The 24624-nt window shown below is 26.9% G+C and carries 21 protein-coding genes; 13 read left to right on the plus strand and 8 right to left on the minus strand.

The genetic code is table 11. The annotated features are described in order from the left end of the window. Positions 1-219 precede the first annotated feature (219 nt). From BHAMNSH16_RS14525 to BHAMNSH16_RS06245, 4 genes are all read right to left on the minus strand, one after another. Complete coding sequence (locus tag BHAMNSH16_RS14525; RefSeq protein ID WP_308461611.1) at positions 220-1068, minus strand: RNA ligase; 849 nt, start codon at positions 1066-1068, stop codon at positions 220-222. 120 nt (positions 1069-1188) lie between these two features. Further along, positions 1189-2511 carry a metallophosphoesterase gene (locus BHAMNSH16_RS14530; protein WP_241033668.1) on the minus strand — a complete coding sequence of 441 codons (1323 nt, stop codon included), beginning with the start codon at positions 2509-2511 and terminating at the stop codon, positions 1189-1191. Between the two features lie 35 nt (positions 2512-2546). After that, positions 2547-3047 carry an NUDIX hydrolase gene (locus BHAMNSH16_RS06240; protein WP_008727960.1) on the minus strand — a complete coding sequence of 167 codons (501 nt, stop codon included), beginning with the start codon at positions 3045-3047 and terminating at the stop codon, positions 2547-2549. Between the two features lie 114 nt (positions 3048-3161). Further along, positions 3162-3968 (minus strand): M55 family metallopeptidase, encoded by an 807-nt coding sequence (locus tag BHAMNSH16_RS06245; protein WP_008727962.1) that lies wholly within the window; start codon positions 3966-3968, stop codon positions 3162-3164. A gap of 134 nt (positions 3969-4102) precedes the next feature. Here BHAMNSH16_RS06245 and BHAMNSH16_RS06250 point away from each other — a divergent pair, with 134 nt between their 5' ends. Continuing rightward, positions 4103-6835 (plus strand): class I SAM-dependent DNA methyltransferase, encoded by a 2733-nt coding sequence (locus tag BHAMNSH16_RS06250; protein ID WP_008727964.1) that lies wholly within the window; start codon positions 4103-4105, stop codon positions 6833-6835. 166 nt (positions 6836-7001) lie between these two features. Continuing rightward, a complete protein-coding gene (locus BHAMNSH16_RS06255) occupies positions 7002-8867 on the plus strand; it encodes a tetratricopeptide repeat protein (RefSeq protein WP_069731638.1) in 1866 nt (621 codons plus the stop codon). 12 nt (positions 8868-8879) lie between these two features. Here BHAMNSH16_RS06255 and BHAMNSH16_RS06260 read toward each other — a convergent pair whose 3' ends face one another. Together BHAMNSH16_RS06260 and BHAMNSH16_RS06265 are read right to left on the minus strand one after the other, a co-directional pair. Further along, entirely contained in the window at positions 8880-10085 is a 1206-nt protein-coding gene (locus BHAMNSH16_RS06260) for an MFS transporter (RefSeq protein ID WP_008728668.1), read from the minus strand. Between the two features lie 247 nt (positions 10086-10332). After that, entirely contained in the window at positions 10333-10608 is a 276-nt protein-coding gene (locus BHAMNSH16_RS06265) for a hypothetical protein (RefSeq protein ID WP_008728658.1), read from the minus strand. Positions 10609-10964: 356 nt separating this feature from the next. Between BHAMNSH16_RS06265 and BHAMNSH16_RS06270 the strand changes: the two genes are divergently transcribed. Next, positions 10965-11390 carry a hypothetical protein gene (locus tag BHAMNSH16_RS06270; RefSeq protein ID WP_008728656.1) on the plus strand — a complete coding sequence of 142 codons (426 nt, stop codon included), beginning with the start codon at positions 10965-10967 and terminating at the stop codon, positions 11388-11390. Between the two features lie 68 nt (positions 11391-11458). Here the strand turns inward: BHAMNSH16_RS06270 and BHAMNSH16_RS06275 are convergent, their stop codons facing one another. Then, entirely contained in the window at positions 11459-11995 is a 537-nt protein-coding gene (locus tag BHAMNSH16_RS06275) for a hypothetical protein (RefSeq protein ID WP_008728654.1), read from the minus strand. A 160-nt stretch (positions 11996-12155) separates the two neighbouring features. Here BHAMNSH16_RS06275 and BHAMNSH16_RS06280 point away from each other — a divergent pair, with 160 nt between their 5' ends. The 4 genes from BHAMNSH16_RS06280 to BHAMNSH16_RS06295 all read left to right on the plus strand — a co-directional run bounded on the left by BHAMNSH16_RS06280 (position 12156) and on the right by BHAMNSH16_RS06295 (position 15861). Next, positions 12156-13142: an aldo/keto reductase gene (locus BHAMNSH16_RS06280; RefSeq protein WP_008728652.1), complete on the plus strand. Its 987-nt coding sequence runs from the start codon at positions 12156-12158 to the stop codon at positions 13140-13142. Between the two features lie 317 nt (positions 13143-13459). Beyond that, the gene (locus BHAMNSH16_RS06285; RefSeq protein ID WP_008728650.1) at positions 13460-14746 is read left to right on the plus strand and encodes a malic enzyme-like NAD(P)-binding protein; all 1287 of its coding nucleotides are present in this window, start codon (positions 13460-13462) and stop codon (positions 14744-14746) included. Between the two features lie 112 nt (positions 14747-14858). After that, entirely contained in the window at positions 14859-15098 is a 240-nt protein-coding gene (locus BHAMNSH16_RS06290; RefSeq protein ID WP_008728642.1) for a hypothetical protein, read from the plus strand. Positions 15099-15105: 7 nt separating this feature from the next. Beyond that, positions 15106-15861, plus strand: a complete 756-nt coding sequence (locus tag BHAMNSH16_RS06295) for an ImmA/IrrE family metallo-endopeptidase (protein ID WP_069731639.1) — start codon at positions 15106-15108, stop codon at positions 15859-15861. Between the two features lie 383 nt (positions 15862-16244). Here the strand turns inward: BHAMNSH16_RS06295 and serS are convergent, their stop codons facing one another. Next, on the minus strand, positions 16245-17525 hold the full coding sequence (gene serS / locus BHAMNSH16_RS06300) for a serine--tRNA ligase (RefSeq protein WP_008730730.1): 1281 nt from the start codon (positions 17523-17525) through the stop codon (positions 16245-16247). A 490-nt stretch (positions 17526-18015) separates the two neighbouring features. Between serS and BHAMNSH16_RS06305 the strand changes: the two genes are divergently transcribed. From BHAMNSH16_RS06305 to BHAMNSH16_RS06330, 6 genes are all read left to right on the plus strand, one after another. Next, positions 18016-19101 (plus strand): NAD(P)-dependent alcohol dehydrogenase, encoded by a 1086-nt coding sequence (locus BHAMNSH16_RS06305; RefSeq protein WP_008730727.1) that lies wholly within the window; start codon positions 18016-18018, stop codon positions 19099-19101. Between the two features lie 122 nt (positions 19102-19223). Continuing rightward, positions 19224-20045: a histidinol-phosphatase HisJ family protein gene (locus BHAMNSH16_RS06310; RefSeq protein WP_069731640.1), complete on the plus strand. Its 822-nt coding sequence runs from the start codon at positions 19224-19226 to the stop codon at positions 20043-20045. Positions 20046-20106: 61 nt separating this feature from the next. Continuing rightward, on the plus strand, positions 20107-20490 hold the full coding sequence (locus BHAMNSH16_RS06315; protein ID WP_008730725.1) for a hypothetical protein: 384 nt from the start codon (positions 20107-20109) through the stop codon (positions 20488-20490). 20 nt (positions 20491-20510) lie between these two features. Continuing rightward, entirely contained in the window at positions 20511-21155 is a 645-nt protein-coding gene (locus tag BHAMNSH16_RS06320; RefSeq protein WP_069731641.1) for a hypothetical protein, read from the plus strand. A 385-nt stretch (positions 21156-21540) separates the two neighbouring features. Next, positions 21541-22926 (plus strand): MATE family efflux transporter, encoded by a 1386-nt coding sequence (locus tag BHAMNSH16_RS06325; RefSeq protein ID WP_008730721.1) that lies wholly within the window; start codon positions 21541-21543, stop codon positions 22924-22926. An 85-nt stretch (positions 22927-23011) separates the two neighbouring features. Beyond that, the gene (locus BHAMNSH16_RS06330; RefSeq protein ID WP_039954818.1) at positions 23012-24418 is read left to right on the plus strand and encodes an MATE family efflux transporter; all 1407 of its coding nucleotides are present in this window, start codon (positions 23012-23014) and stop codon (positions 24416-24418) included. Positions 24419-24624: the final 206 nt, after the last annotated feature.

The following is a 24624-nucleotide window of genomic DNA, read 5'->3' on the forward strand; positions in this document are numbered from 1 at the left end:
GCTAATAAATTCTAATTTAACAATAAAAAAATAATGATTTTGATTGCAGATTAAAATTATAAATATATAGGGTGGGCAAATGTAATTAAACTTTAAAACTTAATTACATACCCCGCCCTTTATATTTAAAAGCTATATTTACAATTAAGAAATTTATTAATATTTAAAGTTTAAATTATAAAAGCATGCCCGCCCAAGTTTTATTTAAGTAAATAAACTTTATTTATTATTTAATTCATTCAAAACCTCATGATAAGTTTCTAAAACTTCTGATACCTGTAAACTTCTCCACTCTTTTAATTTATTTTCTCTTTTATATTTTAAAAATATTTTATTTCCTACAAAAATAACATGATTATTAGAATAATGAATATTCAAAGAATAACTTAATCTATTTAAACGCATAGACTCTGACCTTAATGCCTTTTTTATAATATAGAAAGGACATTTTACTTTTACCATAAATCCTTTGCTGTCTTCAAAAACCACTCCCTCATAGTCTATAGAAAAATCATCAGTATATTTATTAATCATTTCTTCTATATATTTATTATAATTATCTTTTGGAGCTTCAAATATTTCTATTCTCTCTTTAACTTTGAATTGCTCTGTTATTTCTTTGCTTGATAGTTCTTCATAAGAAAGTTTTCTGAAACTCTCTTCATTATATATAATATCAAGCAAAATCAAAAACGATTCATCATAAACAATAGGATGAGAAGAATCTTCTAAGTGTATGCATTCAAAAACAAATGTAGTATTATTTTTTTTACAGTATTCTTTAATAAAATTTTTATTTTCTTTCGTTAATAAACTTTCTGCCCAATAGGTCATTTTAGTATTAATAGAGCTTTTAGTAGCAAATATTAACTCATCTCTAGTTTTATCTAAAAATACCAAAAATAAATATCCATTATATTTTTTGTATACACTTACAGGAAACTCTATATTTTTCTCTAAACTTTTTAATTTAGTTTCATTAACTTCATCATAATTAAAAAATTTATCATAACTTCTTCCTGCAATTTCATTTGTTTCATTATATCTGTATAATCCTCTAGCCTTAATAGTCTGTTCATTCCATAATCTTTTATAAAATACCCTATCTGAAAAATTAGTAGAATAAACTGTATCATAGTATTTATGACGAACAAGATTATCATCTGTTTTTGCTTTGTCAAATAGATTTTATATTTCTCTGTCATTCTTATAACTCTCAATAGATAAATCTTTTAAATTAAGAATAATTAAATCCTCTCCATATTCCACAGAGTTTTCTATACAATATGCATTATCATTTATTTTGCATAACTTGTCTTCCAATTCTTCCTGAAGCACATTTCTATGACCGAATATCTGAATAATATCATTGTGATTTTCTTTAAATCTGTTTCCTACTTCTATATAAGATTTATAACTGTCATCATCTTCTTTATATCCGTAAGTTATAATACCATTCAAGAGAGAAGCCGGTATATGATCATACATTTTATCTATACCAGAATGATTAATAAAAAATTTCTTTCCATTAAAAGTGAAAAAATAATAAAGTCTGAACTTCTTATAAAAATTTCTTATTTTCTTTTTATAATTATTTAATTCGCTTTCATTTAATATTTTTTCTCCTGTAATATTATTGCTGTCATCTTTTATTTGTTTGGTTATGGTAAATGATTTTTTTATTTCCTTATATGTTGTTTTATAAAAATCCTGACTTGTAACTTTTATGTCATTAGCAAAGAAATTCAAATTCACATCATGATTGCCTTCGATAAAATAAACATTACTTTCAATATCATTATTAAGAAAATAATCAAGTAATTCTTTTGATTTAGAGCCTCTGTCTATTAAATCGCCTACGAATATATAAGCAGTTTTTTTATCTTGAAAATAATTCTCTTTTTTTAAAAATTTTTTAAATACATCATATTCGCCATGCAAATCTGGTATTACTTTTATATTATCATATTTTTCAAACTCTTTTTCATTTAAATAAAAACTGTCCCATTTTGAAGCCTCAAGCAATGCAGTTTCAGCACTGTCATAATCCGAAGCCTTATAAATATTAGCTCCAGACAATTTAAAATCTTTCATACGCATAAAAAAGTCTTTTATAACTTCTTCTGATATATTATTTCCAACTTCTCTATTTCTTACATTATCAATGCATTCTTTAAGAGATACATTATCAAATAAAACAGCAGCTATTCTGTATCCGTATTTTTTGGCAAGCTCTGTAATACTCTTCAAATTAAAAAGCCCAGTACTGTCTAATATAGTAAATAGCCCCAAACGAAATCTATTTTCTAATATGCTTAATATTAAATTATTCCAAATATAAGAATTGTCTTTTTCAGAAATAGAAAGCCCATTTTCTCCATCTGGAAAAATACCTGAATATAATATTCTTAAACTATCAGAACTTACACTGTAATTTTCAAGTTTAGCTTTTTTTATTGTGTAAGTTTTACCGCTTCCCTGAGCTCCTACTGTTATAATTAATACTTTCAATTTAAACCTCTTTTAATCATTAAACTATTTTTTTATTATTTAAGTTTATCATAAATATCATAAAAATATCTTATAGAAGATACAATTTTTTTGTTTTTGCACATCTCAAAATATTTTTCTCTGTCTACTATCATAGCTTCACTTACTTCATTTTCCTGCAAAATTAAATTTTCTAATTTTACATCTCTTCTAAACATAAAGGCATCTATTATAGTTTTTGAACGCTCCAGTATAAAAGAAGTTAAAAATATACCTTCTTCTTTTTCAAATGACAAACCAATCTCCTCTTTAATCTCTCTTATAGCTCCTTCAATACTGCTTTCCCCAGTAAGTATAGAGCCTTCTGTACATTCCCATTTATTAGGACATATTTTTTTACTTTTGTGCCTTTTAGTCATTATAACTTCATCATTACTATTTACCACCCAAGCATGTATAACTATATGATATTCATTTTTTCTTAAAGGAAGTCCCCTTTGATGAATGCGTCCTGTTTTTTGCTTGTTTCTATTATAAACGTCCCAAATCTCTGTCATAGTATTTTCCATAAATAAATTAAATAATAATTCTTGATAATAAAAAAGCCCCCTTAAAAAGACTTATTTTTTAAGAAGGCTTTCATAAGTTATCGGACTTTTATATTATAAAATTTATAATATAAATTTCAAGGCTCTTAATATCTCATAATAGTCATTATTTTCAAAAACTACAGTGGTATCATTAATTTTTTTAGCATTAGGATAGAATGATACTTTATGAGCATATCCATGTTCTTTATAGCAAACTTCAAGTTTAAAATGATTAGGAAGTTTTAATAATTTGCCCTTAAAATCCTGACTTAATGCTTCTTTAGTCTTTTCTTTAATCATTTTTACCATTAAATTTGGAGAATAATTAATAGTAGAATATCCTATACCCTCTTTTACAGGAAGTGTTATTAAATTGGGGTGATTAGGATTCATCTTCATAGCTTCTTCACATAATCCTTTATCGCCAGACAAAAATACTGTAGGAACTTTCCTATAGGCTGCAGCATAACTAAAAAACATAAACTCGCTTGCCAAAACTTCATTAAGTTTCACATATACATTTCTATTATTCATAGTATGCGAAAGAGGATTATTGCCGATTGAAGCTGCATTATGATATCCTATAAACATTGCCGCATCAAAGCTATCATCAATACCTTCTACCATAGAATAAGGATCTCCGCTCCATCTTCTGTGTATCTTTACGCATTCAGGCAAAGCAGTTTGATCTATATTCATAGCAGAGTCATGTGCATCTTTTACAAATATTTCTTTAGCTCCTGCCGCTATAGCTCCTTCGCATGCTGCATTAACTTCTTTAGTCATTTGCAGAGTATGCTCTTTATAAGTTAAACTTCCTGCATCCGTATCAGGCCATTGCGTAGTTGTAGTAATTCCCTCAATATCCGCACTAATAAAAACTTTCATATAATTCCTCTAACATTTAAAAATTTATTTTAATGATTAAAAACTATATTATATTTCTCATTTTATTCAATATGTTAATTATTAGTTTTTATAAAAATATGCTATAATAAAAAATATATTAGGAGTTTGTATTTATGGCTAATTTATCTTGGAATGAAATAAAAAACAGAGCTTTAGACTTTCAAAAAAAATGGCAGAATGAAAAAAGAGAGAATGCAGAAAAGCAGACTTTTTATAATGAGTTTTTTGAAGTTTTCGGAATAAGCAGGAGAAGAGTTGCTAGTTTTGAAGAACCTATAAAAAAATTAAATAATAAACAAGGATTTATAGATTTATTTTGGAAGGGTGTATTATTAGTTGAGCATAAATCATTAGGCAAAAACTTAGAAGAAGCAAAAGCACAGGCATTTGAATATTTTGAGGGATTAAAAGAAAGCGAACTTCCTAGATATATATTAGTTTCTGACTTTAATAATTTTGAACTTTTTGATTTAGATGAAAATCAAGAATACAAGTTTGAGTTTAAAGATTTTTATAAAAATATAAAATTATTCGGATTTATAGCGGGATATCAGAAAAGGGTTTATAAAGATTTAGAGCCTGCCAATATAAAGGCTTCAGAACTTATGGGAAAACTATATGATAAGCTTGCAAAAAACAATTATAAACAGCATGATTTAGAATTATTTTTGGTGAGGGTGCTTTTTTGTTTATTTGCTGATGATACAGGAATATTCAAAAATGAAGATTTTAAATATTTGATAGAAGATAAAACAAAAGAAGACGGAAGCGATACAGGAATATGGCTTCATCAATTATTTGAAGTGCTTGATACAAAAATAGAAGATAGACAAACTAATTTAGATGAAACATTAAAGGAGTTCCCTTATATTAATGGTTCTTTATTTGAAAATACTGTAAGGATACCTTCATTTGATAAAGAGATGAGAGATGCTTTGATTGAATGCTGTTATTTTGATTGGAGCAATATATCTCCTGCAATATTCGGATCGCTTTTTCAATGCGTTGCTGATAAAGAAAAAAGGAGAAGTTTCGGAGAGCATTATACAAGCGAAAAAAATATAATGAAAACTATAAGTGCATTATTTTTAGATGAATTAAGAGAAGAGTTTGAGAAAGTAAAGACAAATAAAAATAAATTAAAAGAGTTTCATCAGAAGATATCAAAATTGAAATTTTTAGACCCTGCATGCGGCTGCGGAAACTTCTTAATTATAGCATACCGAGAAATAAGAGAATTAGAAATAGATATATTAACAGAGCTTTATAAAGAAGATTTAAAAGACGGAGTATTATCTATAGACATTTCAAATTTATCTTTGATAGATGTTGATAATTTTTACGGCATAGAGATAAATGAATTTCCTGCTAAAATAGCGGAAGTGGCTTTATGGCTTATGGATCATTTGATGAATTTAAAACTTTCTATTAAATTCGGCAGAGCATTTGAAAGAATACCATTAAAAAAATCGGCAGTTATAAAAAATGAAAATGCTTTGATTATAGATTGGAAAAATATAATAGATGTAAAAGAACTTTCGTATATACTTGGAAATCCTCCTTTTGTTGGAGCTAGAATGAAGAGCAAAGAACAAAGCGAGGAGATGAAAAAAGTATTTAATAATATGAAAGGATACGGCGATTTAGACTATGTAAGTGCTTGGTATAAAAAGTCAGCTGAACTTATAAAGGGTACAAAAATAAAAGCTGCATTTGTTTCAACTAACTCTATAACGCAGGGTACACAGGTGAGCATATTATGGGAAAATCTTATAAAAGAATGCGGAGTTTATATACATTTTGCCCATAGAACTTTTGAATGGAATAATGAAGCTAAGGGCAAGGCACATGTTTACTGCGTAATAATAGGTTTTGCTAACTTTAATATTGATAAGAAAAGACTTTTTGACTATGAGGATATAAAGGGCGAGCCTCATGAAATAATATCTGAAAATATTAATCCTTATTTAATAGATTTTGAAAATATTTTTATAGGGAGCAGAAAAGAATCAATATGTGAAATACCAAAGATGGTATTTGGAAGTATGCCTAATGATGGCGGATATTTATTATTTGAAACAGAAGAAGAAAAAGAAGAATTTATAGAAAAAGAACCGAATTCAGAAAAATATATAAAAAGATTTATAGGAAGTGATGAATATATAAATAATATAAAAAGATATTGTTTATGGCTTGAAAATATTTCACCTTCCGAATTAAAAAAAATGCCTTTAGTTATGGAAAGAATAGAAAAAGTAAAAAAACATAGATTAAATTCTAAAAGAGATGCAACTGTTAAACTTGCAAACACTCCGTATTTATTTGGAGAAATAAGACAGCCAAAAAATAATTATATAGTAGTTCCTTTAAATACTTCATCAAGAAGAACTTACATACCTGTAGGCTTTATTGATAAAAATATAATAGCTAGTAATGCCTGTTCTATGATAAATACTTCTGAGTTATATTATTTTGGGGTAATTACTTCAATCATGCATATGGTTTGGACAAAATATGTATGCGGCAGGCTTAAGAGTGATTATAGATATTCCAAAGATATAGTATACAATAATTTTCCTTGGCCGCTATCCATATCTGAAGAGCTTAAAACCAGCATAGAGATTAGGGCTAAAGGGGTGCTTAGTGCTAGGGCTATGTTTCCAGACTCCTCACTTGCTGATCTTTATGACCCTTTGACTATGCCTAAAGTGTTGATTGATGCTCACAGCAAATTAGATTTAGAAGTTGATAAGGCGTACGGCGTCAAAAAAAATGAACTCAAAAACGAAAGTGAGAGGATTAAATTCCTATTCAAAATGTATGAAAAGTATATTGATAATTTATGATTTTTTTATTGTTTATTTGCGTGGCTTTGCCCCACACCCCAGTTCTTTTGTTGGCACAAAGAACCAAAAAGACTGCAATTTTTTATATATAATATACCAGCTATAAAAGATTTAATTTATAGCTAATATATTGTAAAATGTATTTATTAGTGTTTAGGATTTAATTATGAATGATAAAGAAAAACGATTAAAAAAAATTTTTAAGCAAATAGAAAAATATAATGATGGAAAACATGATAATAAAATAATAGAGTTATGTGATGAAGGCTTAAATACTGATAATAAAAATATTCAATTATATTTATTTAAGTGTAATTCTTTAAAAAGATTAGAAAAGTACCATAATAATAAAAATTATTGTTTTCAAATTATAGAGAATTATACAAAAGTTATAGAATTAAGTAATAATAATTATACTTTGTTTGAGGCATATTTTAATAGAGGAGCAAATTATAACTTTATAGAAAAATACAATAAAGCTATAGAAGATTTTAATAAAGCTATAGAAATAAATCCTAATTATTGTGTAACATATTATAATAGAGGAATATCTTATTTTAAATTAGGATATTATGAAAAATCAGTAGAAGATTTTAGTAAAACTATAAAAATATTTTCTGATTATTACATAGCATATTATAATAGGGGAATATCTTATTTTTATTTAGAAGATTATAACAAATCTATTGAGGATTTAAATGAATTTTTTACTGCTAAAAATAACTTTGATAAAATAAAAAATAATAAAAATATTCCATATATAGAAAATAATATTAGAGATTATCATGTATATGAGTCTTTAGGTATTTCTCATTCTTATTTAAAATATTATGATAAAGCTATAGAGTATTTTAATAAAGCTATAGAAATAAATCCTAATTATCATAGAGCATATTATAATATGGCTGTTACTTATTTACAGTATAAAAATGAAAATTTAGATTTAGCAAATTATTATTTAGATAAAGTTATAGAAATAAATTCTGATGATTATATGTCATATAATGGTAAAGGATTTATTTATAACTATAAGGGAGAAGATGAAAATGCTATAAATAATTTTCAAAAATCAATAGAATTAAATGATAAATATGAATCTCCATATTATGGTATATTAACTCCATATTTAAAAAAAGAACAATATGATAGATGTATAGATGTAATAAAAAATATATTATCAGTATTTGAGTATCCAAAAACTTATAGATTAATTAGAGCATTTTTAGAAATAAAAGATAAAAATATAAAAAATAATAATATAGAACTTTTTAATAATATTGTAAAAAAAATAAATATTGAATTTCAATTATTTAATAGAAAAATTGAAAAAATGAGTTTATTTAATTATATAAAAATTAATAAAAATACAATAGATGTTATTTATAATAATAAAATATGGATTGGACATTCAAAATATTTTAATGACCCAATTGATCCTTATATAAAAACAGATATATCTTACAAGGAAATACTTGATAAAATAAAAGTATCTTGTTTAACAACACATAATGATAATACTTTAATGTGGAGCCATTATGCTGATAAACATCAAGGTATATGTATTGAATATGATATTACTTCAATACATAATAGAGAAAATTTAATTTTAAAAAAAGTTAATTATGAAGCAAGTTTAACAACTAATAATATAAATTATTACACAGATACAATGGGAAAATTATTTAATAATGTCAAAACATCAGATAATAGAAATATAGATTATATAATAGATACTTTTACAGTTAAATCAAAAGAATGGGAATATGAAGACGAGTACCGTATACTTTTTTATGATGAAGAAAATAAAAATCCTAATGGTAGAAGTATTGATTTACAAATAAAAAGTATTTGTTTTGGAGTGCAGACATCAAAAGAAGATAAAGAACTTGTATACAATATAGTGAACTCAATAAATGAAAAAAGACTTGATTATAATAATGACATAATTAAATTATATCAGGCTGAACTTGATGATAATGAGCTTTTTAAGATTAATATCAAGCCTTATAAACATGGAAATGACGGTTCATAAAATTTATATTTATTAAATATTTTTATCTATATATTTGTTGTCTATCTCATTTATCATCTTGTTAAATTTTTCTTTAAGCAAAGCAGTTCTTTTCTTCTGCCACATAGTGTATATCGCTATAATGTAGCATATTAAAGATACGCCCATCATAAATAAAAACCCAACGAAATATGAGAAATTAGAAGCTAAATATCCCATTACAAAAGGTATAAGCAAAGCAGCAACACCTGTTAAAGCCTCATTAACAGCAACATTTCTAGGAGCATTGTCATGATCTGCCAAAGCATAATAAAGCCCAAAGAAATATCCAAAACCGCTTACAAAACCCAAAAACATAAACGCTATCAAAAATAACCAGAAATTCCTAGTGAATGTTATTAAAAGCAAAGCCGCAGGAGTAAGAAGACCTACTATAGTAAATACTCTCTTTTTCTCTAAAAATCTCAAACAAAAAGCAGATGATAAAGAACCTAAAGCCATAAAAGCTGATAAACTTCCTACCAATAAGGAGGAATCGGCTTCAGAAAAACCAATTACATTTATTCCATAATCAAGAAACATAAACCTCAAAGTATGTAAAACCATAGCACCTACAAATATAACAAGCCAGCCTATATGCACTTTATATCTAGGAGCACGCGTAAAAGGTATATTCCAATTTCTTTTTTTGTTGTTAGCCTTAAATCTCAAATGCCTTGAAAGATAAAATAGTATAAACATTATTACGCTTACTGCTATAACAAAATAAAAACCCAATTTATAATCAAACTTATATATAAAACCAGTAATAGTAGGACCTACAGCAAAACCTAAAGACCAAGAAAATATAAATAATGCCCCGCTTAATGTAACAGGCAAATCCTTTGATACTACATCTAATGAGGATTGAAAGCATACAAAAAATATAGTAGCACAGCATCCGTATAAAAATGAATAAAATAAAGACATCTCAGGCGGAAGAAATATCAAACATGCTGCTGCAATAATAAGCTGAAGTAACGCTTCAACATATATTAAATTTGTATAATATTTCTTTTGTATTTTGATGCGGGAGAAAGTACCAGCAGTGAGCATCATACCCATACCATAAGAAACCCCAAGCAATGATACAAAAAAAGGGCTGGCTCCTGATATAGAAGCATTTATAACTAAAACCGTACTGAATATGCTTGAACATAAGTAAAGCAGAAACGGCATAGAATATACCAATATAGTCATTATTATTCATTCCTAACAATTATTATTTTAATGATGAGATATTATATATATTATTTATAAAAAATGTATAATATTTTGTAATTTTTTTATAATTTTGTAGTATATAAAAATATTTTTTTTCATTATATATTCTGCTATTTGTATCGTAATGAATAATGCGGATTTTACACTATAAATATGTTTCAAAGTTAGTAAAATCCAATAACAAAATTATAACTATATATAATTAAAACAAGTATAATATTTTTTAATGAATTATGGTATACACAATATTAATATCTTCATAATTGATATTATTTGGATCTGGAGCATAATAATACTTGCCGTCTTTATTTTGAAAATTTAAATATGAAGGATTCAGCATGATACATATTTTTCCAGAAGTTGAATGAGATTCAATCACCTCAAAAGTTTTCTCTCCTGAAAATGTACTATTTATAGTATTTACATACTGTCCTTGAGAATCATAAACATTTCTAGTTACTTTTATTTCTTTTACAATAACTATTTCATCAAGTTTCATATTTTCATTATCAATTTCAAATCAGGTATTAATATAGGTTGTTCCGTTATAGCTATATGAATACTCTCTTAAATTTATTATAGTATATAATTAATAATATTACAATATTTAATACTTTTTTAATTAAGAAATATGCAATTTTATTATTTTAATGAAAATATATACACATATATTAATATACTCTTTACAAAATAATCAATAATTTTACAATATATAAATAAAATTACATAATGTATTGATTTATATTGATTAATTTTATAAAATAAGTTCTATTATTTTATTGTTAAAACTTGATAATTCAATAAATAAAATAATTTGACCGATAATAAATTAAATTAATTGTTAGGCTTTTAATTATGTATAAAATTTACTCTGCATCTATAATAATAATCTTATTTATTATATCTTGTAATGATAAAAAATTAGAAAGTAAACAATACAGACTCAATATTGCCGAAACAAATGAAGTAATAGACATTAAAAGCAGAAGTTTTGACGGAATAAGCCTAATAAAAAACAGCTCATTTACAGCATATCCTAATATCACAATCAATGAACTTATATCCCCTTTTAGTTCTGTAGAATGGCAGGATTTCATATCAGAAGATGATTATAATCGCTATATAGATATAGTAGCAAGATATGATACTAATGAATATATAATACAGTTTCAGATAACAGATCAATACAGATGGGAATTGTATGCATTTGAAATAAATAAAACTCCATACACTATAGATATAGCAGCAAGTGAATTATATAAATTGTATACAAATAAATAATAGAAGATAATTTCATAAAAAGCTGATTATAAAAATCAGCCTTTTTCAGTACTCCATAGATTCAAATATCAATTAAACGCTAAAGATATACTTCCTCTTTTTATATCTATAGGACCTGCTATATTTCTTGATAATTTTATTTGAATAGACAAACTTCTGTCTATATCATTACCTGTAGTCCAATCATTTTTCTGAGGCTCGAATATTCCTACAATAGTTCCTGTTCCTGTTCTTTTACCCAAGAATACTTTTACATCATAATATGTAACAACTATGCCTCTTGTACCATTAATTGTTTCTTCGGTAACTTTTAAAGGTGCTACTAAAGATGATTTTTTTATTTCCGCTTCTGTCATATTCTGAACATCTTTTCCGCCTATTACATAATAAACTTTTTCATTTATTTCTACAGCTTGAATTTCCTTATCTGCTCCGTAAACTCTAACTTTCATTTTTGGAGTATCTTCTCTAGTTATAGTTTCCTCTTTTTTATCTTCATTAGTTGTATCATCCTTTGTAATAGTATTATTATTTTTAGGCTGCATAGTTACACATCCAGTAAGTATAGTTACCAATCCCGCAACAATAAAAAGTTTTTTTAACATGATGCCTCCAAAAGTACTTTATTTAAAATAGACACTGTTAAAACTATCGGAAACTATTTTCGTAATATTGAATATTTTTTACATTTTATACTTGAATTATATAATAATAAAATCTATAATTAATGAATATACAATTATTTTTCATAAAAGGACTATAAAAATGCAAATTTCTGAAAATAGATATGATAATATTATATATAATAGATGCGGTAAAAGCGGATTAAAACTTCCTATAGTTTCTTTAGGTCTTTGGCATAATTTCGGTGAAAACTGCGATTATAATAATATGAAGGATATGATAAAAACAGCTTTTGATAATGGAATAACACATTTTGATTTAGCTAATAATTACGGTCCGCCTTATGGTTCTGCTGAAATCAGTATGGGCAAAATATTAAATGACGGATTAAATAAATACAGAGATGAACTTATAATAAGCACTAAAGCCGGTTATGATATGTGGAAAGGTCCTTATGGAGATTGGGGCAGTAAGAAGTATTTAATAGCAAGCATCAATCAAAGTTTGAAAAGATTAGGACTTGAATATGTTGATATATTTTACCATCATAGAATGGATCCTGAAACTCCTTTAGAAGAAACTATTGAGGCATTAACTAGAATAGTAAAGAGCGGAAAAGCTTTATATGCAGGGCTTTCAAATTATGATGGTCCTACAATGGAAAAAGCTTCTAAATTACTTTATATGGCAAATGTACCATTCATCATAAATCAAAATAGGTATTCTATATTTGACAGAACTATAGAAAACAACGGATTAAAATTAAAAGCTAAAAAGTTAGGAAAAGGTATAATAGCATATAGCCCATTAGCTCAGGGATTATTAACAGATAAATATTTAAATGGTATTCCTAAAGACAGCAGAATAGCCGCTGACGGCAGATATTTAAAACAAGATTCTATAACTAGAAAAAGATTAGAGCAAATTAAAAACCTTAATGATTTAGCAAAGGAAAGAGGTGAAAGTTTAGCACAAATGGCTTTAAGATGGGTATTAAAAGATGATGAGGTTACAAGCGTTTTAATAGGGGCTTCAAAGCCTAGTCAAATAATAGAAAACCTAAAAATCATAAATAAAATGCCTATCACCGATGATGAATTAAGAAAGATTGACGATTTTAGCTTATAATATCAATTATCTATATTAATTTCTTTAACGCACGGTAAACTAATTTATCTATATAATGAAATAAATTTTTATTATATGCCTCTATGCTAAAAATTCATTCACCGTGCGGTATATAATTTACAATTTTAAAAAAATCTTGGGTGGGCATGCTTTTATAATTTAAATTATGAAGAATTATTTAATAAGACATTTTTAATTAAAGCAGCAAATATAAAGGGCGGGTTTTCAAAATAATTTAAAAAATAAAAAAATTGACAAAATTATATTGTTTATATAATATTACTTATAAATCATACAAAATATATAAGGAAATATTTATGTCAGATGAATTGAAAATTAAAGCATTGGAATATCATTCCAAAGGAAAAGCTGGAAAGATAGAAGTTATAGCCACAAAGCCATGTAAAACGGCTGATGATTTATCTTTAGCATATACTCCGGGAGTAGCTAAACCTGTACTTGAAATAGCTGAAAATCCCAATGAAGCATACAAATACACTTCAAAGGGAAATTTAGTAGCAGTTATTTCAAACGGAACTGCAATACTTGGTTTAGGAGACAGAGGGGCTTTAGCCTCAAAACCTGTTATGGAAGGAAAGGGAATATTATTCAAACGCTTTGCTGATATTGATGTATTTGATATAGAGATAAATGAAAAAGACCCAGATAAAATTATAGATATAGTAAAAGCAATAGAGCCTACTTTCGGAGGAGTTAATCTTGAAGATATAAAAGCTCCTGAATGCTTTAAAATAGAAAAAACTTTAATAGAAAAATGCTGTATTCCTGTTTTTCATGATGATCAGCATGGTACTGCTATAATATGCTCTGCTGCTTTGATTAATGCTTTGGAAATTGCTAATATAGATAGGAAAAATGCTAAGATAGTATTTAATGGTGCCGGTTCTGCTGGTATTTCATGTGCTAAAATGTTTGTAGCATTGGGTGTACCTAGAGAGAATATCATTATGTGCGATAGTAAAGGTGTAATTACTAAAGATAGAATAGAATCAGTTACTGAAGAGAAAAGAGAATTTGCAACTGATTTAAAAGTTAAGAACTTAGAAGAAGCCATGAAGGGAGCCAATGTTTTTGCCGGACTTTCTGTTGCTGACTGCGTTACTGAAGATATGGTGAAATCTATGGCTAAAAATCCAATAATATTTGCTATGGCTAATCCCAACCCTGAAATACAATACGAAAAGGCTATAGCTATAAGAGACGATTTGATTATGGCTACAGGAAGAAGCGATTATCCTAATCAGATTAATAATGTATTAGGATTTCCTTTCATATTCAGAGGGGCTTTGGATGTAAAATCAAAAGCTATATCAGAAAAAATGAAAATGGCTGCTTCATTGGCTCTAGCTGCACTTGCTAAAGAAAAAGTTCCTGAAGAAGTTTTCAAGGCTTATGATAATAAAACTTTTGAATATGGTAAAAATTATATAGTACCTAAACCTTTTGATCCTAGGGTTATTGAATGGGTATCGCCTGCTGTTGCTAAGGCTGCTTGTGATGAAGGGCTTGCTAGAGAGCCTATTGATGATTTTGAAAAATATAGGGCTTCTCTAAAAGAGAGAATGAAAAAGTATTGGGAATAATTTTTAAAATTTACATTTACTTATAGTAATTCAAATTGAAAAACTTATACTTTAATTTGAATTACTATAAAATTTATACTATAATTGTTAATTATACTATTAAGGATTTATTATGGATAATAATACTATCAAAGATTTACAATTATGTACATCTGAGGATATGGTTAAAGAATTCTTCATAAAAAATGGGATAGAAGAAAATGATTATCAACAAAAAATACAATTATTAACTGAAGCTTGTTGTTCTGATAATATAAAATTTTTTAATAAAGATATATCAGATGAAAAAAAATATAGGTCTATATTGAAAATGTTTCTAAATAAAGAATTTAGATTTTACAGAGGAATATAATTAAAAGATGTATGATATCAATTTATATGATATATTAAAAAATTGTGTAGGTAGTATTTTTTATAATAATGAACCAAATGAAAAAATATTAATAGATTTAATAGATGATAACTTATTTAAGTCAATTTTTCATAAATATATTAAAGCTTCTTATTTATCACATTGGAAGAGTACCATAGAAAATTTAGTACTCCAAAATAGACAAAGACAGATTAAAAATAATTTATTTGATAATACAGATTTCAATAACTTATTTAAAGTAATTTTAGACGAAAATAATATCGGTAATCTATTAAATAATATTTCAAGTTTAGATAATAATTTAAAAGAATCATTTAAAAATATATTTTGTAGAGATTTCAATAAAACATCTTCATATATTAAAAGAATAATATTAAATTCTCTTTATAAAATAATTATAATACAAGATGATATAGATATACCTGCTATGTATTCACCTGATAGTAATTTCTTTACTGACATTATTTTTATAAAAAAAGATATGGAGGTAGAAGAAAAAAGAATAATAATATCACATGAACTTGGACATATAATAATAAATAGAATATTAAAGGAGAACAATTCATTTACTATAGATTGGAATTTTGTTAATGAAGAAAATTTATCTAACTTGTTTATGTATTATATTTTATATGATAAAAGCTGCTTCTATAGTAATAAAGATTATTTGAATAATTTCATCAAAGATTCAGCATTAGATTTTAAATTATCATATAAAAATATATTAAATAAATATTCATAAATAATTAATTTATATTAATAATTATTGTTAATCAATATTTAAGTAATGAATGGTAGGGTATGTAATTTAAGTTTAAAAAATTTAATTACATTTGCCCACCCTTTATATTTTTTATTTAATTTGTAATTTTTGTACTATATTTCTTTTTGACTTTAAACTGTTATTATAACACCCGCCCAAGATGTATGAAAATTCTTTACTTTACTCAACGCACGAATAGAAAAATTAAAAATATAGATTTAGTTAAAATTCAAATTTTATTATATTAGTAAATTTCATTTACCGTGCGTTAAATAAATTCAAAACTTAATTCCAGCATTTATGCAATAAAAAAGTGCAAACCCTAATTTTGATTTGCACTTTTTAATTTTTTTACTAAAGAATTAATTAGGCTTTTCTATCTTATCAAATCCTGTAAACGGTCTTAAAGCCTCCGGTATAATCACACTTCCGTCTGCCTGCTGATAATTTTCAAGTATGGCAATCCAAGTTCTTCCTACAGCAATACCGGAACCATTTAAAGTATGTACTAATTCTGTTTTTCCATTTCTTCTAGTTCTCATCTGCATTCTTCTTGCCTGATAATCCCAACAGTTACTAACGCTTGAAATTTCTCTGTAAGTGTTCTGTGAAGGAAGCCAAACTTCTATATCAAAAGTTTTATAAGCTGCATTTCCTATATCTCCTGAAGAAAGAACTACTACTCTGTATGGAAGTTCTAATGCCTGTAAAATACTTTCTGCATCTTTAAGCATCTTTTCATGCTCTTCTTTAGATTTGTCAGCAGCACATACTTTCACAAGCTCAACTTTATCGAATTGATGCTGTCTTATTAAACCTCTCATATCCTTACCATAAGAACCAGCTTCAGAACGAAAACATGGTGTATAAGCAGTACAATATAGAGGAAGCATGCTTTCAGGTATGATTTCTTCTCTGTATATATTTGTAAGAGGAACTTCTGCAGTAGGTATAAGGTATAAAGCAGGATCATCTGTAGTTTTAAATAGATCCTCTTCAAATTTTGGAAGCTGACCTGTACCTGTCATAGTTCTTGAATTAACAAGCATAGGAGGTACATATTCTGTATAGCCATTTTCAGAAGTGTGTTTTTTTAACATAAAGTTAATTAATGCTCTTTCTAATGCTGCACCTTTGCCTTTCATAAGCGAAAAACGAGTTCTAGCCATTCTCACAGCTCTTTCTATATCAAGAATATCAAGACCCACAGCTATATCCACATGGTCTTTCACTTCAAAATCAAATTTACGAGGCTCTCCCCATCTGATTATTTCTTTATTTGCTTTCTCATCATCTCCATCCGGAACATCTTCAGAAAGCATATTAGGCAAATAAAGTATTTCATTATTAACCGATTCTTCTAATTCTGTTAATTTCTCTTCTTTTTTATTTAAGGATTCTGTGAAATTTTTCATCTCTTCTTTTATTTTTTCTGCTTCATCTTTATTTCCAGCTTTCATACATTCGCCGATTTTTTTTGAAGCTTCATTTTTTTTCGCCCTGTCCTGTTCAACTTCTTTTAATAAATTAAGTCTTTCATGTTCTAATTCTTTTAACTTGTCTAAAGATACTTTACTTCTTCTCTTTCTCAAGTTTTCTTCTACCAATTCAATATTTTCTCTTATTAATTTTACATCTATCATAATAAAATCCTTAAATAAAATTTGTATAAATTATACAGCTTTTTTAAAAATAGTAAATTGTATTTTATTAAATTTTATTCTAAATCCCCACCCTCTAGGCTTGATAACTCGTATTAGTATATTTTATTTTTACTATATAATTAACATCATAAGAAATTTCAGCACCCACCCAAGTTGATTCTAAATTTGCAGCTATATACCCGCACGCAGAATAAAATCATGAATATAAATTAAATTATCAATCGAAATTAAATTATATATAAAATTCCGCTCACCGTGCGATTAATAGACTTTAAATATAGAATAAAGTTGGGCGGGCATGCTTTTTCTAAATTAGCTTTAAATATAATAAAGCTTTTAATTGTAAATAAAGTTAACAAAAATAAAGGGCGGGGTATGTAATAAAAATTCAAAAATATGTATATTGCCTATTGACATTGGAGTGTACTTCAATGTTATAATAATGATATATTATAAAAAGGAGTTATTTATGCTGCTTGATAAAAATTTGGAAGAAGCTAATTCAGGTAAAAGAATAAATGCTAAGGGCTATGCCGTTCATAGCAAAACAGATACTTTTAAACCATTTGAATTTTCAAGACATTCAATGGGAGATAATGATATATTAATAGAAATAATGTATGCCGGAATATGCCATAGCGATATACACTCAGCAAGAAGCGAATGGCATGAAGGAATATACCCTATGGTTCCGGGACATGAAATTGCTGGTAAGGTTGTAGCTGTAGGTAAAAATGTTACTAAGTTTAAAATAGGAGATTATGCAGGCGTTGGCTGTATGGTAAACTCATGCGGAGAATGTGAAGCCTGTAAAAGAAGCCATGAGCAATTCTGTGAAAGAGGTCAGACAGTGCTTACTTATGACTGTAAAGATCATTTTCATAATGATGAGCCTACTTACGGAGGATATTCTAATAATATAGTAGTAAGTGAAAAATTTGCTATTACTGTACCAAAAGATGCCCCAATGGAAAAAGTAGCTCCATTACTATGTGCAGGAATAACAACTTATTCTCCTTTGAAATTCTCAGGAGTAAAGGAAGGCGATATAGTTGGTGTTGCTGGTTTCGGAGGACTTGGCTCTATGGCTGTAAAATACGCCGTTAATATGGGTGCTCAAGTTTATGTATTTGCCCGTAATGACAAAAAGAAAAAAGAAGCATTAGAAATGGGGGCAAAAGATTTATTTACTTCTACAAAAGATGTGCCTATTCGTTTTGATTTAATTATATCAACTATACCTACAGGATATAATGTTAATGATTATGTTGATTTACTTAAATACGGCGGAGAAATGGCTATTGTAGGACTTCCTCCTGCTGAATTAAAACAAAGTATAGATTTAGCAAGATTAATATTTTCAGGAGGTAAAAAAGTTTACGGCTCTATGATAGGAGGTATTAAAGAAACTCAGGAGATGCTTGATTTCTCTTTAAAACATAAAATATATCCTGAAACAGAAATTATAGCTGCAAATCAAATTGATGAAGCATACAATAAACTTACTACAGGTCAGGCAAAATTCAGATATGTTATTGATATGAAAACTCTTTAATAAATAATAAAAAGATTTTGTTTATCATTTACCTTTATAAATTTGAGGCAGCATTAAAAAATATGCTGTCTCTTTTTATTATAAATGATATAATAAAAGAAATTATTAAAAAGGATTATTATATGACTGCAGATTATCATGTACATACAGAGTTTAGTGATGATTCTAATTATCCATTAGAAGAAGTTATAAAAGATGCTGTAAAACTCAATATAGATGATATTTGTATTACGGATCATGTAGATTACGGTATAAAAAGAGATTGGGATGAAATTGAAATAAAAGACGGGAAAACTATTACAAATGTCAATTATCCAAAGTACATAGAAGATATAAAAAGAATGAAAGAAATATATGGAAAACAAATTAATATAAAAACAGGATTAGAATGCGGTATACAAACTCATACTATCAATAAATATGAAGCTCTTTTAAAAAAATACGATTTCGATTTTATTATATTCTCAATTCATCAGGTAAATGATAAAGAATTCTGGACTCAGGATTTTCAAAAAAACAAAACCCAAAAAGAATATAATGAAGCTTATTATGAAGAAATGCTCAATGTTGTAAAAATGTTTAAAAATTATTCAGTGCTTGGGCATTTGGATTTGATTATACGATACGATAAAAAAGGTATTTACCCATTTGAAAAAGTAAAACCTATCATAGAAGATATATTAAAAATAGTTATAGAAGACGGTAAAGGAATAGAATTTAATACTTCATATCATAGATACGGTTTGAAAGATACTACACCTTCAATAGATATATTGAATCTATATCATAAATTAGGCGGCAATATTATAACTATAGGAAGCGACAGTCATCAGCCTAGTCATTTGGGATTTCATATAAATGAAGCAAAAGAAATTTTAAAGGATATAGGATTTAAACAATTCTGTACATATAATAAAATGATTCCTTCTTTTCATAATTTGTAGAATATGTAAATATTGACAGACAAAAAATATAAGTTATAATGTCCAAATCTATGGAGGTTGTATGATATTAGACGAAGTAAAAAAATACTTTGATAGGGTGGAGTATTCTGAATTAAAAGCTCTTTATGAAGATGATTTTCAATTTGAAGTTTTAAAAAATAGAGAAGAATTGGAAAATCATATATATGATTTAGATAATTATGAAAAAGATAGAATCAGAAATGCCGTATCAAATGAATTAAAAAATAATAATGAAATAGTTTTTTATACTTCGGAAAGTGCTGGAGAAGTATATTCAAGTGTTGAAGATTTTTTGGTTTATCTTCTTAATGAAATCTTATATCAAAAATTATTAGTAAAAAGCGAAAGAAAAACATTATCCAATAATTTTATGGAATTGGAAATCAGCATAAAAAAACTGCTTATATTAATTTGGACTAGATAAAAATAAAGAGGTTTATGATTATGAAAAAAGTTTATATTTTATTATTTTTAAGTTTTATATTTATTTCATGCTATTCACCTGCAAAATCATATTTTAATATATTATCAGCAAATAAAGAAAATGATAGTATAAAAGTAATAGTAGAAGCTAAGAAATCAGTCAGACAATCAGAAAATATATTTTTAGTTTCTCAATTTTTAAATGATGATGATGTTATAGTTAATACTTCTATGTCTCAAATAGGTCCTATGATGTTTGATGCCGGAAAATATGAGTTTAATGTAGCTTTTCCTACAAATAGTTTTACCAAATATACAAACTTTATTGAAGAAATTCAGCCTGAAAAAGCTCAAAGAATTGCAAACAGCGGCGGATTTGGAAGCAGTTTCTTTACATATATGATGCTTATGAATATGATGGATAATAGAAGACCTGCATATTATGATGATTATGGTCAAAGAAGAACTATTAATAGAGATTACTATGATGACAGATATACTAGAACTTCAACAAGAAGAAGCATATTCAATAATTCAACAACTAAAAAAACAACTGTAGATAATAATAATTCTACTACCAAAAGAAGAACATTATTTAAACCTAGTTCAGGAAGCTCTACAAGAAAGCAATCTACTTTCAGAAGATCTTCCACTAGAAGAAGATAATGAAATTTCATAGTATAAAAGATTAAAATTTTACTAATAATACATTTTTTATATTGACTTTATTTTTTAAGAATATAATATTACTACTTACTTATAATCATATAGAAATTTATATAAATTACTGCTGTTTTATTTATAATTGATAGTATTGCTGTAATATATAATTTTTTCTATCTCTTTATAATGAGAATATGATTAAATCTATTTTGATTTATAAAAAATATAATCTTATGCATTATATTTTTTAATGCTTTTATACTTTTTAAACTTTTTTCTATAAAAAATAAAATAATAAAAAAGTTATATATTTTTTTAAGAATAATATATTTCAATACAAATTTTTTATGATAAATAAAACAATATAAAAATATACTAGAGGACAATTATGCAAAAAAACAAGATGTTGGAGCTTACTGAAGGTAATGTAAGTAAAGGACTTATAAAGTTAGTTATACCTATGATATTAGGAAACCTATTAAATATTGCATATAATATAGTTGATACTATATGGATAGGTCAGATGATAGGTCCTAAAGGGCTTGGTGCTATTGCGGTAAGTTTCCCAATTATATTAATACTTATGGCTATAGCTTCAGGCGTTACAGTAGCTTCTAATGTTTTAATAGGACAGTATTTCGGGGCAAATGATCATAATTCTGTAATATATGTTTCCAGAGTTTCAACTACTATAAGTTTAATTACTTCTTTGGCATTGGCAATTATAGGATATATATTTGCTCCTTATATGATGCGTTTTTTAAATGCTGCAGATAGTATAATGGAATATTCTGTAAGTTATTTCAGAATAAGCATGATAGGTTTTCCGTTTATGTTTTATTATTTTTTAGTCTCTGCTTTGCTTAGAGGAATAGGAGATACTGTAAGACCTTTAATATTCTTAGCTATTGCTTCCATTTTAAACTTGATATTAGATCCGCTTATGATAAAGGGAATAGGACCTTTTCCTGCTATGGGACTTGACGGAGCTGCTTATGCTACAGCTTTCTCTCAATTTGTTTCCGTTGCTGTAAGTATGATATATTTAAAAATGAAAAACAGTATTGTTAAAGCTAATCCTTTTGATTTGGCATTTGATTTCAGCATAACTAAATTAATGTTTAAAATAGGACTTCCTTTTGCTGCTATGCAATTAATTGTATCTGTAAGCTGGTTATTTTTAAACAGACTAATAAATACTTACGGTGAATCTGCTTCTGCTTCTGTTGCCGTATCTATGAGAGTGGATTCTTTATCTTTTCTTCCGCTTTTAGCATTATCTGCAGGTATTGCCACTATGACAGCACAAAATATTGGGGCTGGTAAAATGGAAAGGGTAAAGGAAATATTCAAAGCCGGGATAAAATTATCAGTAGGAATATCTGTATTTATGGCTCTTTTTTCTATATTATTTCCTGAACTTATTGTAAGAATGTTTACTAAAGATATGAGTGTGTTAAAATATACTAAAAGCTATATTTATGTTGTTATGCCTTCTATAATAATGCTTGCTGTAATGTTTACGGCAAATGGGGTTATTAATGGGGCTGGTAAAACTTTTATGCTTATGCTCTTTGCTTTTTGTGCTCATATAATAATTAGAGTACCTCTTGCATATATAATATCTCCTCAAATGGAATTATGGGGTATATGGACTGCAATGGCTATAGGGAACTTTTTTAGTATGACTTTCAGCTTAATATATTATTTTTCAAACAAGTGGAAAAAAGATGCCAATATAGCTTCCCATTCTGCAGCTGAGCATAATATATAAATACTGATACTTATTGACTTTTATATATCTTTTGTATAAAATTGCTAAATTATTTGATATTAAAAATAATTTAGGTAAATTAATAATGAAAAAAGAAAAATATGAATTAGATTTAACAGAATGTAATGTAGCAAAAGGTCTTTTAATATTAGTTATTCCTATGGTACTTGGCAACCTATTAAATGTGGCATACTCTACAGTTGATGCTATTTGGATAGGTCAGATAGTTGGTTCTAAAGGACTTGCTGCTGTTGCGGTAAGTTTTCCTCTTACAATGGTCGTTACTGCCATAGCATCGGGAATATCAACGGCAGTAAATGTTTTAATAGGTCAGTATTTTGGGGCAAATGACAAGGAATATGTAACATATATTTCTAAAGTTTCAACTACTGTAAGTTTAATAACCTCTTTAACTTTGGCAATATTAGGATATGTATTTGCTCCTAATTTAATGGTATTTTTAAATACTTCTGAAAGTATAATGGAAGATGCTGTAAATTATTTTAGAATAAGTATGATAGGTTTTCCGTTTGTGTTTTATTACACTTTCATTTCTGCTTTGCTTAGAGGGATAGGCGATACTGTAAGACCTTTAATATTTTTGATAATATCTTCTGTGATAAATATAATTTTAGATCCTCTTATGATAAAAGGAATATACCCTTTTCCTGCTATGGGGGTCTCCGGTGCTGCTTATGCTACAGTATTTGCTCAGGCTGTATCTGTAATAGTGAGTATGATTTATTTAAAAGCGAAAAACAGTATTATAAGGGTTAATCCCATTAATTTTAAATTTGATTTGAACATAACAAAATTAATATTGAAAATAGGGCTTCCTTTTACTTTTATGCAGTTAATATCTTCTATAAGCTGGCTATTTTTAAATAAAGTTATTAACTCTTATGGGGAATTATCTTCAGCAGCTTTTGCGGTAGCCGCTAGAATAGATGCTTTATCATTCGTACCTCTTTCTGCCATTCTTTCCGGTATAGGAACTATGGCTGCTCAAAATATAGGGGCTAATAAAATGTATAGAATCAAAGAAATATTTAGTACAGGATTAAAAGTTTCTTTAACTATAGCATTAATTATGACCGCATTATGTATGCTGTTTCCTGATTTCATTATCAAAATATTTGTACAAGATGATAATATAATGCCTTATATGAAAAGTTATATATATGCCGGTGTTCCTTCCACAATATTAGTTGCCGTGATATTTTCAGCAAATGGTATTATTAATGCTTCAGGAAAAACTTTTATAATAATGATGTTTACACTATTTACACATTTCTTGATAAGAATTCCTGTTGTTTATTTATTGTCTCCAAAAATAGGTTTATGGGGCGTTTGGATTTCTATGTCTGTAAGTAATTTATTTAATATGATTTTCCATTTAGTTTATTATTATTCAAACAAATGGAAAAAGAATGCTAATATCACATTGAATTCATATTCCAAAGATGATAATGAAAATAAAATTATAAATTAAAAGAAACTTGGGCGGGTGCTTATAAATTCTAATTAAGCTGTAAAGATAATAAATGTAGAAAAGCAAAATAAAGCTATAAATTTTAAAGGGCGGGGTATGTAAATAAAGTTTTAAAATTAATTACATCTGCCCACCCTTTAGGCTTTCAATATCATTAAGTCATTTCTATATTATTTTTCTTTTTTGTTTTCAGCTGTTTTTTTTGC

Source organism: Brachyspira hampsonii, from assembly GCF_002214805.1.
GTDB classification, from domain to species: Bacteria; Spirochaetota; Brachyspiria; order Brachyspirales; family Brachyspiraceae; genus Brachyspira; species Brachyspira hampsonii.

What these genes read in the sequence shown, in the direction of transcription:
- BHAMNSH16_RS06285 (WP_008728650.1), top strand. Translation starts at nt 13,460, where the DNA reads ATGTCAGATGAATTGAAAATTAAAGCATTGGAATATCATTCCAAAGGA.
- BHAMNSH16_RS06245 (WP_008727962.1), bottom strand. Translation starts at nt 3,968, where the DNA reads ATGAAAGTTTTTATTAGTGCGGATATTGAGGGAATTACTACAACTACG.
- BHAMNSH16_RS06330 (WP_039954818.1), top strand. Translation starts at nt 23,012, where the DNA reads ATGAAAAAAGAAAAATATGAATTAGATTTAACAGAATGTAATGTAGCA.
- BHAMNSH16_RS06315 (WP_008730725.1), top strand. Translation starts at nt 20,107, where the DNA reads ATGATATTAGACGAAGTAAAAAAATACTTTGATAGGGTGGAGTATTCT.
- BHAMNSH16_RS06275 (WP_008728654.1), bottom strand. Translation starts at nt 11,995, where the DNA reads ATGTTAAAAAAACTTTTTATTGTTGCGGGATTGGTAACTATACTTACT.
- BHAMNSH16_RS06265 (WP_008728658.1), bottom strand. Translation starts at nt 10,608, where the DNA reads ATGAAACTTGATGAAATAGTTATTGTAAAAGAAATAAAAGTAACTAGA.
- BHAMNSH16_RS06320 (WP_069731641.1), top strand. Translation starts at nt 20,511, where the DNA reads ATGAAAAAAGTTTATATTTTATTATTTTTAAGTTTTATATTTATTTCA.
- BHAMNSH16_RS06305 (WP_008730727.1), top strand. Translation starts at nt 18,016, where the DNA reads ATGCTGCTTGATAAAAATTTGGAAGAAGCTAATTCAGGTAAAAGAATA.
- BHAMNSH16_RS06310 (WP_069731640.1), top strand. Translation starts at nt 19,224, where the DNA reads ATGACTGCAGATTATCATGTACATACAGAGTTTAGTGATGATTCTAAT.
- BHAMNSH16_RS06250 (WP_008727964.1), top strand. Translation starts at nt 4,103, where the DNA reads ATGGCTAATTTATCTTGGAATGAAATAAAAAACAGAGCTTTAGACTTT.
- BHAMNSH16_RS06280 (WP_008728652.1), top strand. Translation starts at nt 12,156, where the DNA reads ATGCAAATTTCTGAAAATAGATATGATAATATTATATATAATAGATGC.
- BHAMNSH16_RS06325 (WP_008730721.1), top strand. Translation starts at nt 21,541, where the DNA reads ATGCAAAAAAACAAGATGTTGGAGCTTACTGAAGGTAATGTAAGTAAA.
- BHAMNSH16_RS06240 (WP_008727960.1), bottom strand. Translation starts at nt 3,047, where the DNA reads ATGACAGAGATTTGGGACGTTTATAATAGAAACAAGCAAAAAACAGGA.
- BHAMNSH16_RS06255 (WP_069731638.1), top strand. Translation starts at nt 7,002, where the DNA reads ATGAATGATAAAGAAAAACGATTAAAAAAAATTTTTAAGCAAATAGAA.
- BHAMNSH16_RS06270 (WP_008728656.1), top strand. Translation starts at nt 10,965, where the DNA reads ATGTATAAAATTTACTCTGCATCTATAATAATAATCTTATTTATTATA.
- BHAMNSH16_RS06290 (WP_008728642.1), top strand. Translation starts at nt 14,859, where the DNA reads ATGGATAATAATACTATCAAAGATTTACAATTATGTACATCTGAGGAT.
- BHAMNSH16_RS06260 (WP_008728668.1), bottom strand. Translation starts at nt 10,085, where the DNA reads ATGACTATATTGGTATATTCTATGCCGTTTCTGCTTTACTTATGTTCA.
- BHAMNSH16_RS06295 (WP_069731639.1), top strand. Translation starts at nt 15,106, where the DNA reads ATGTATGATATCAATTTATATGATATATTAAAAAATTGTGTAGGTAGT.
- serS (WP_008730730.1), bottom strand. Translation starts at nt 17,525, where the DNA reads ATGATAGATGTAAAATTAATAAGAGAAAATATTGAATTGGTAGAAGAA.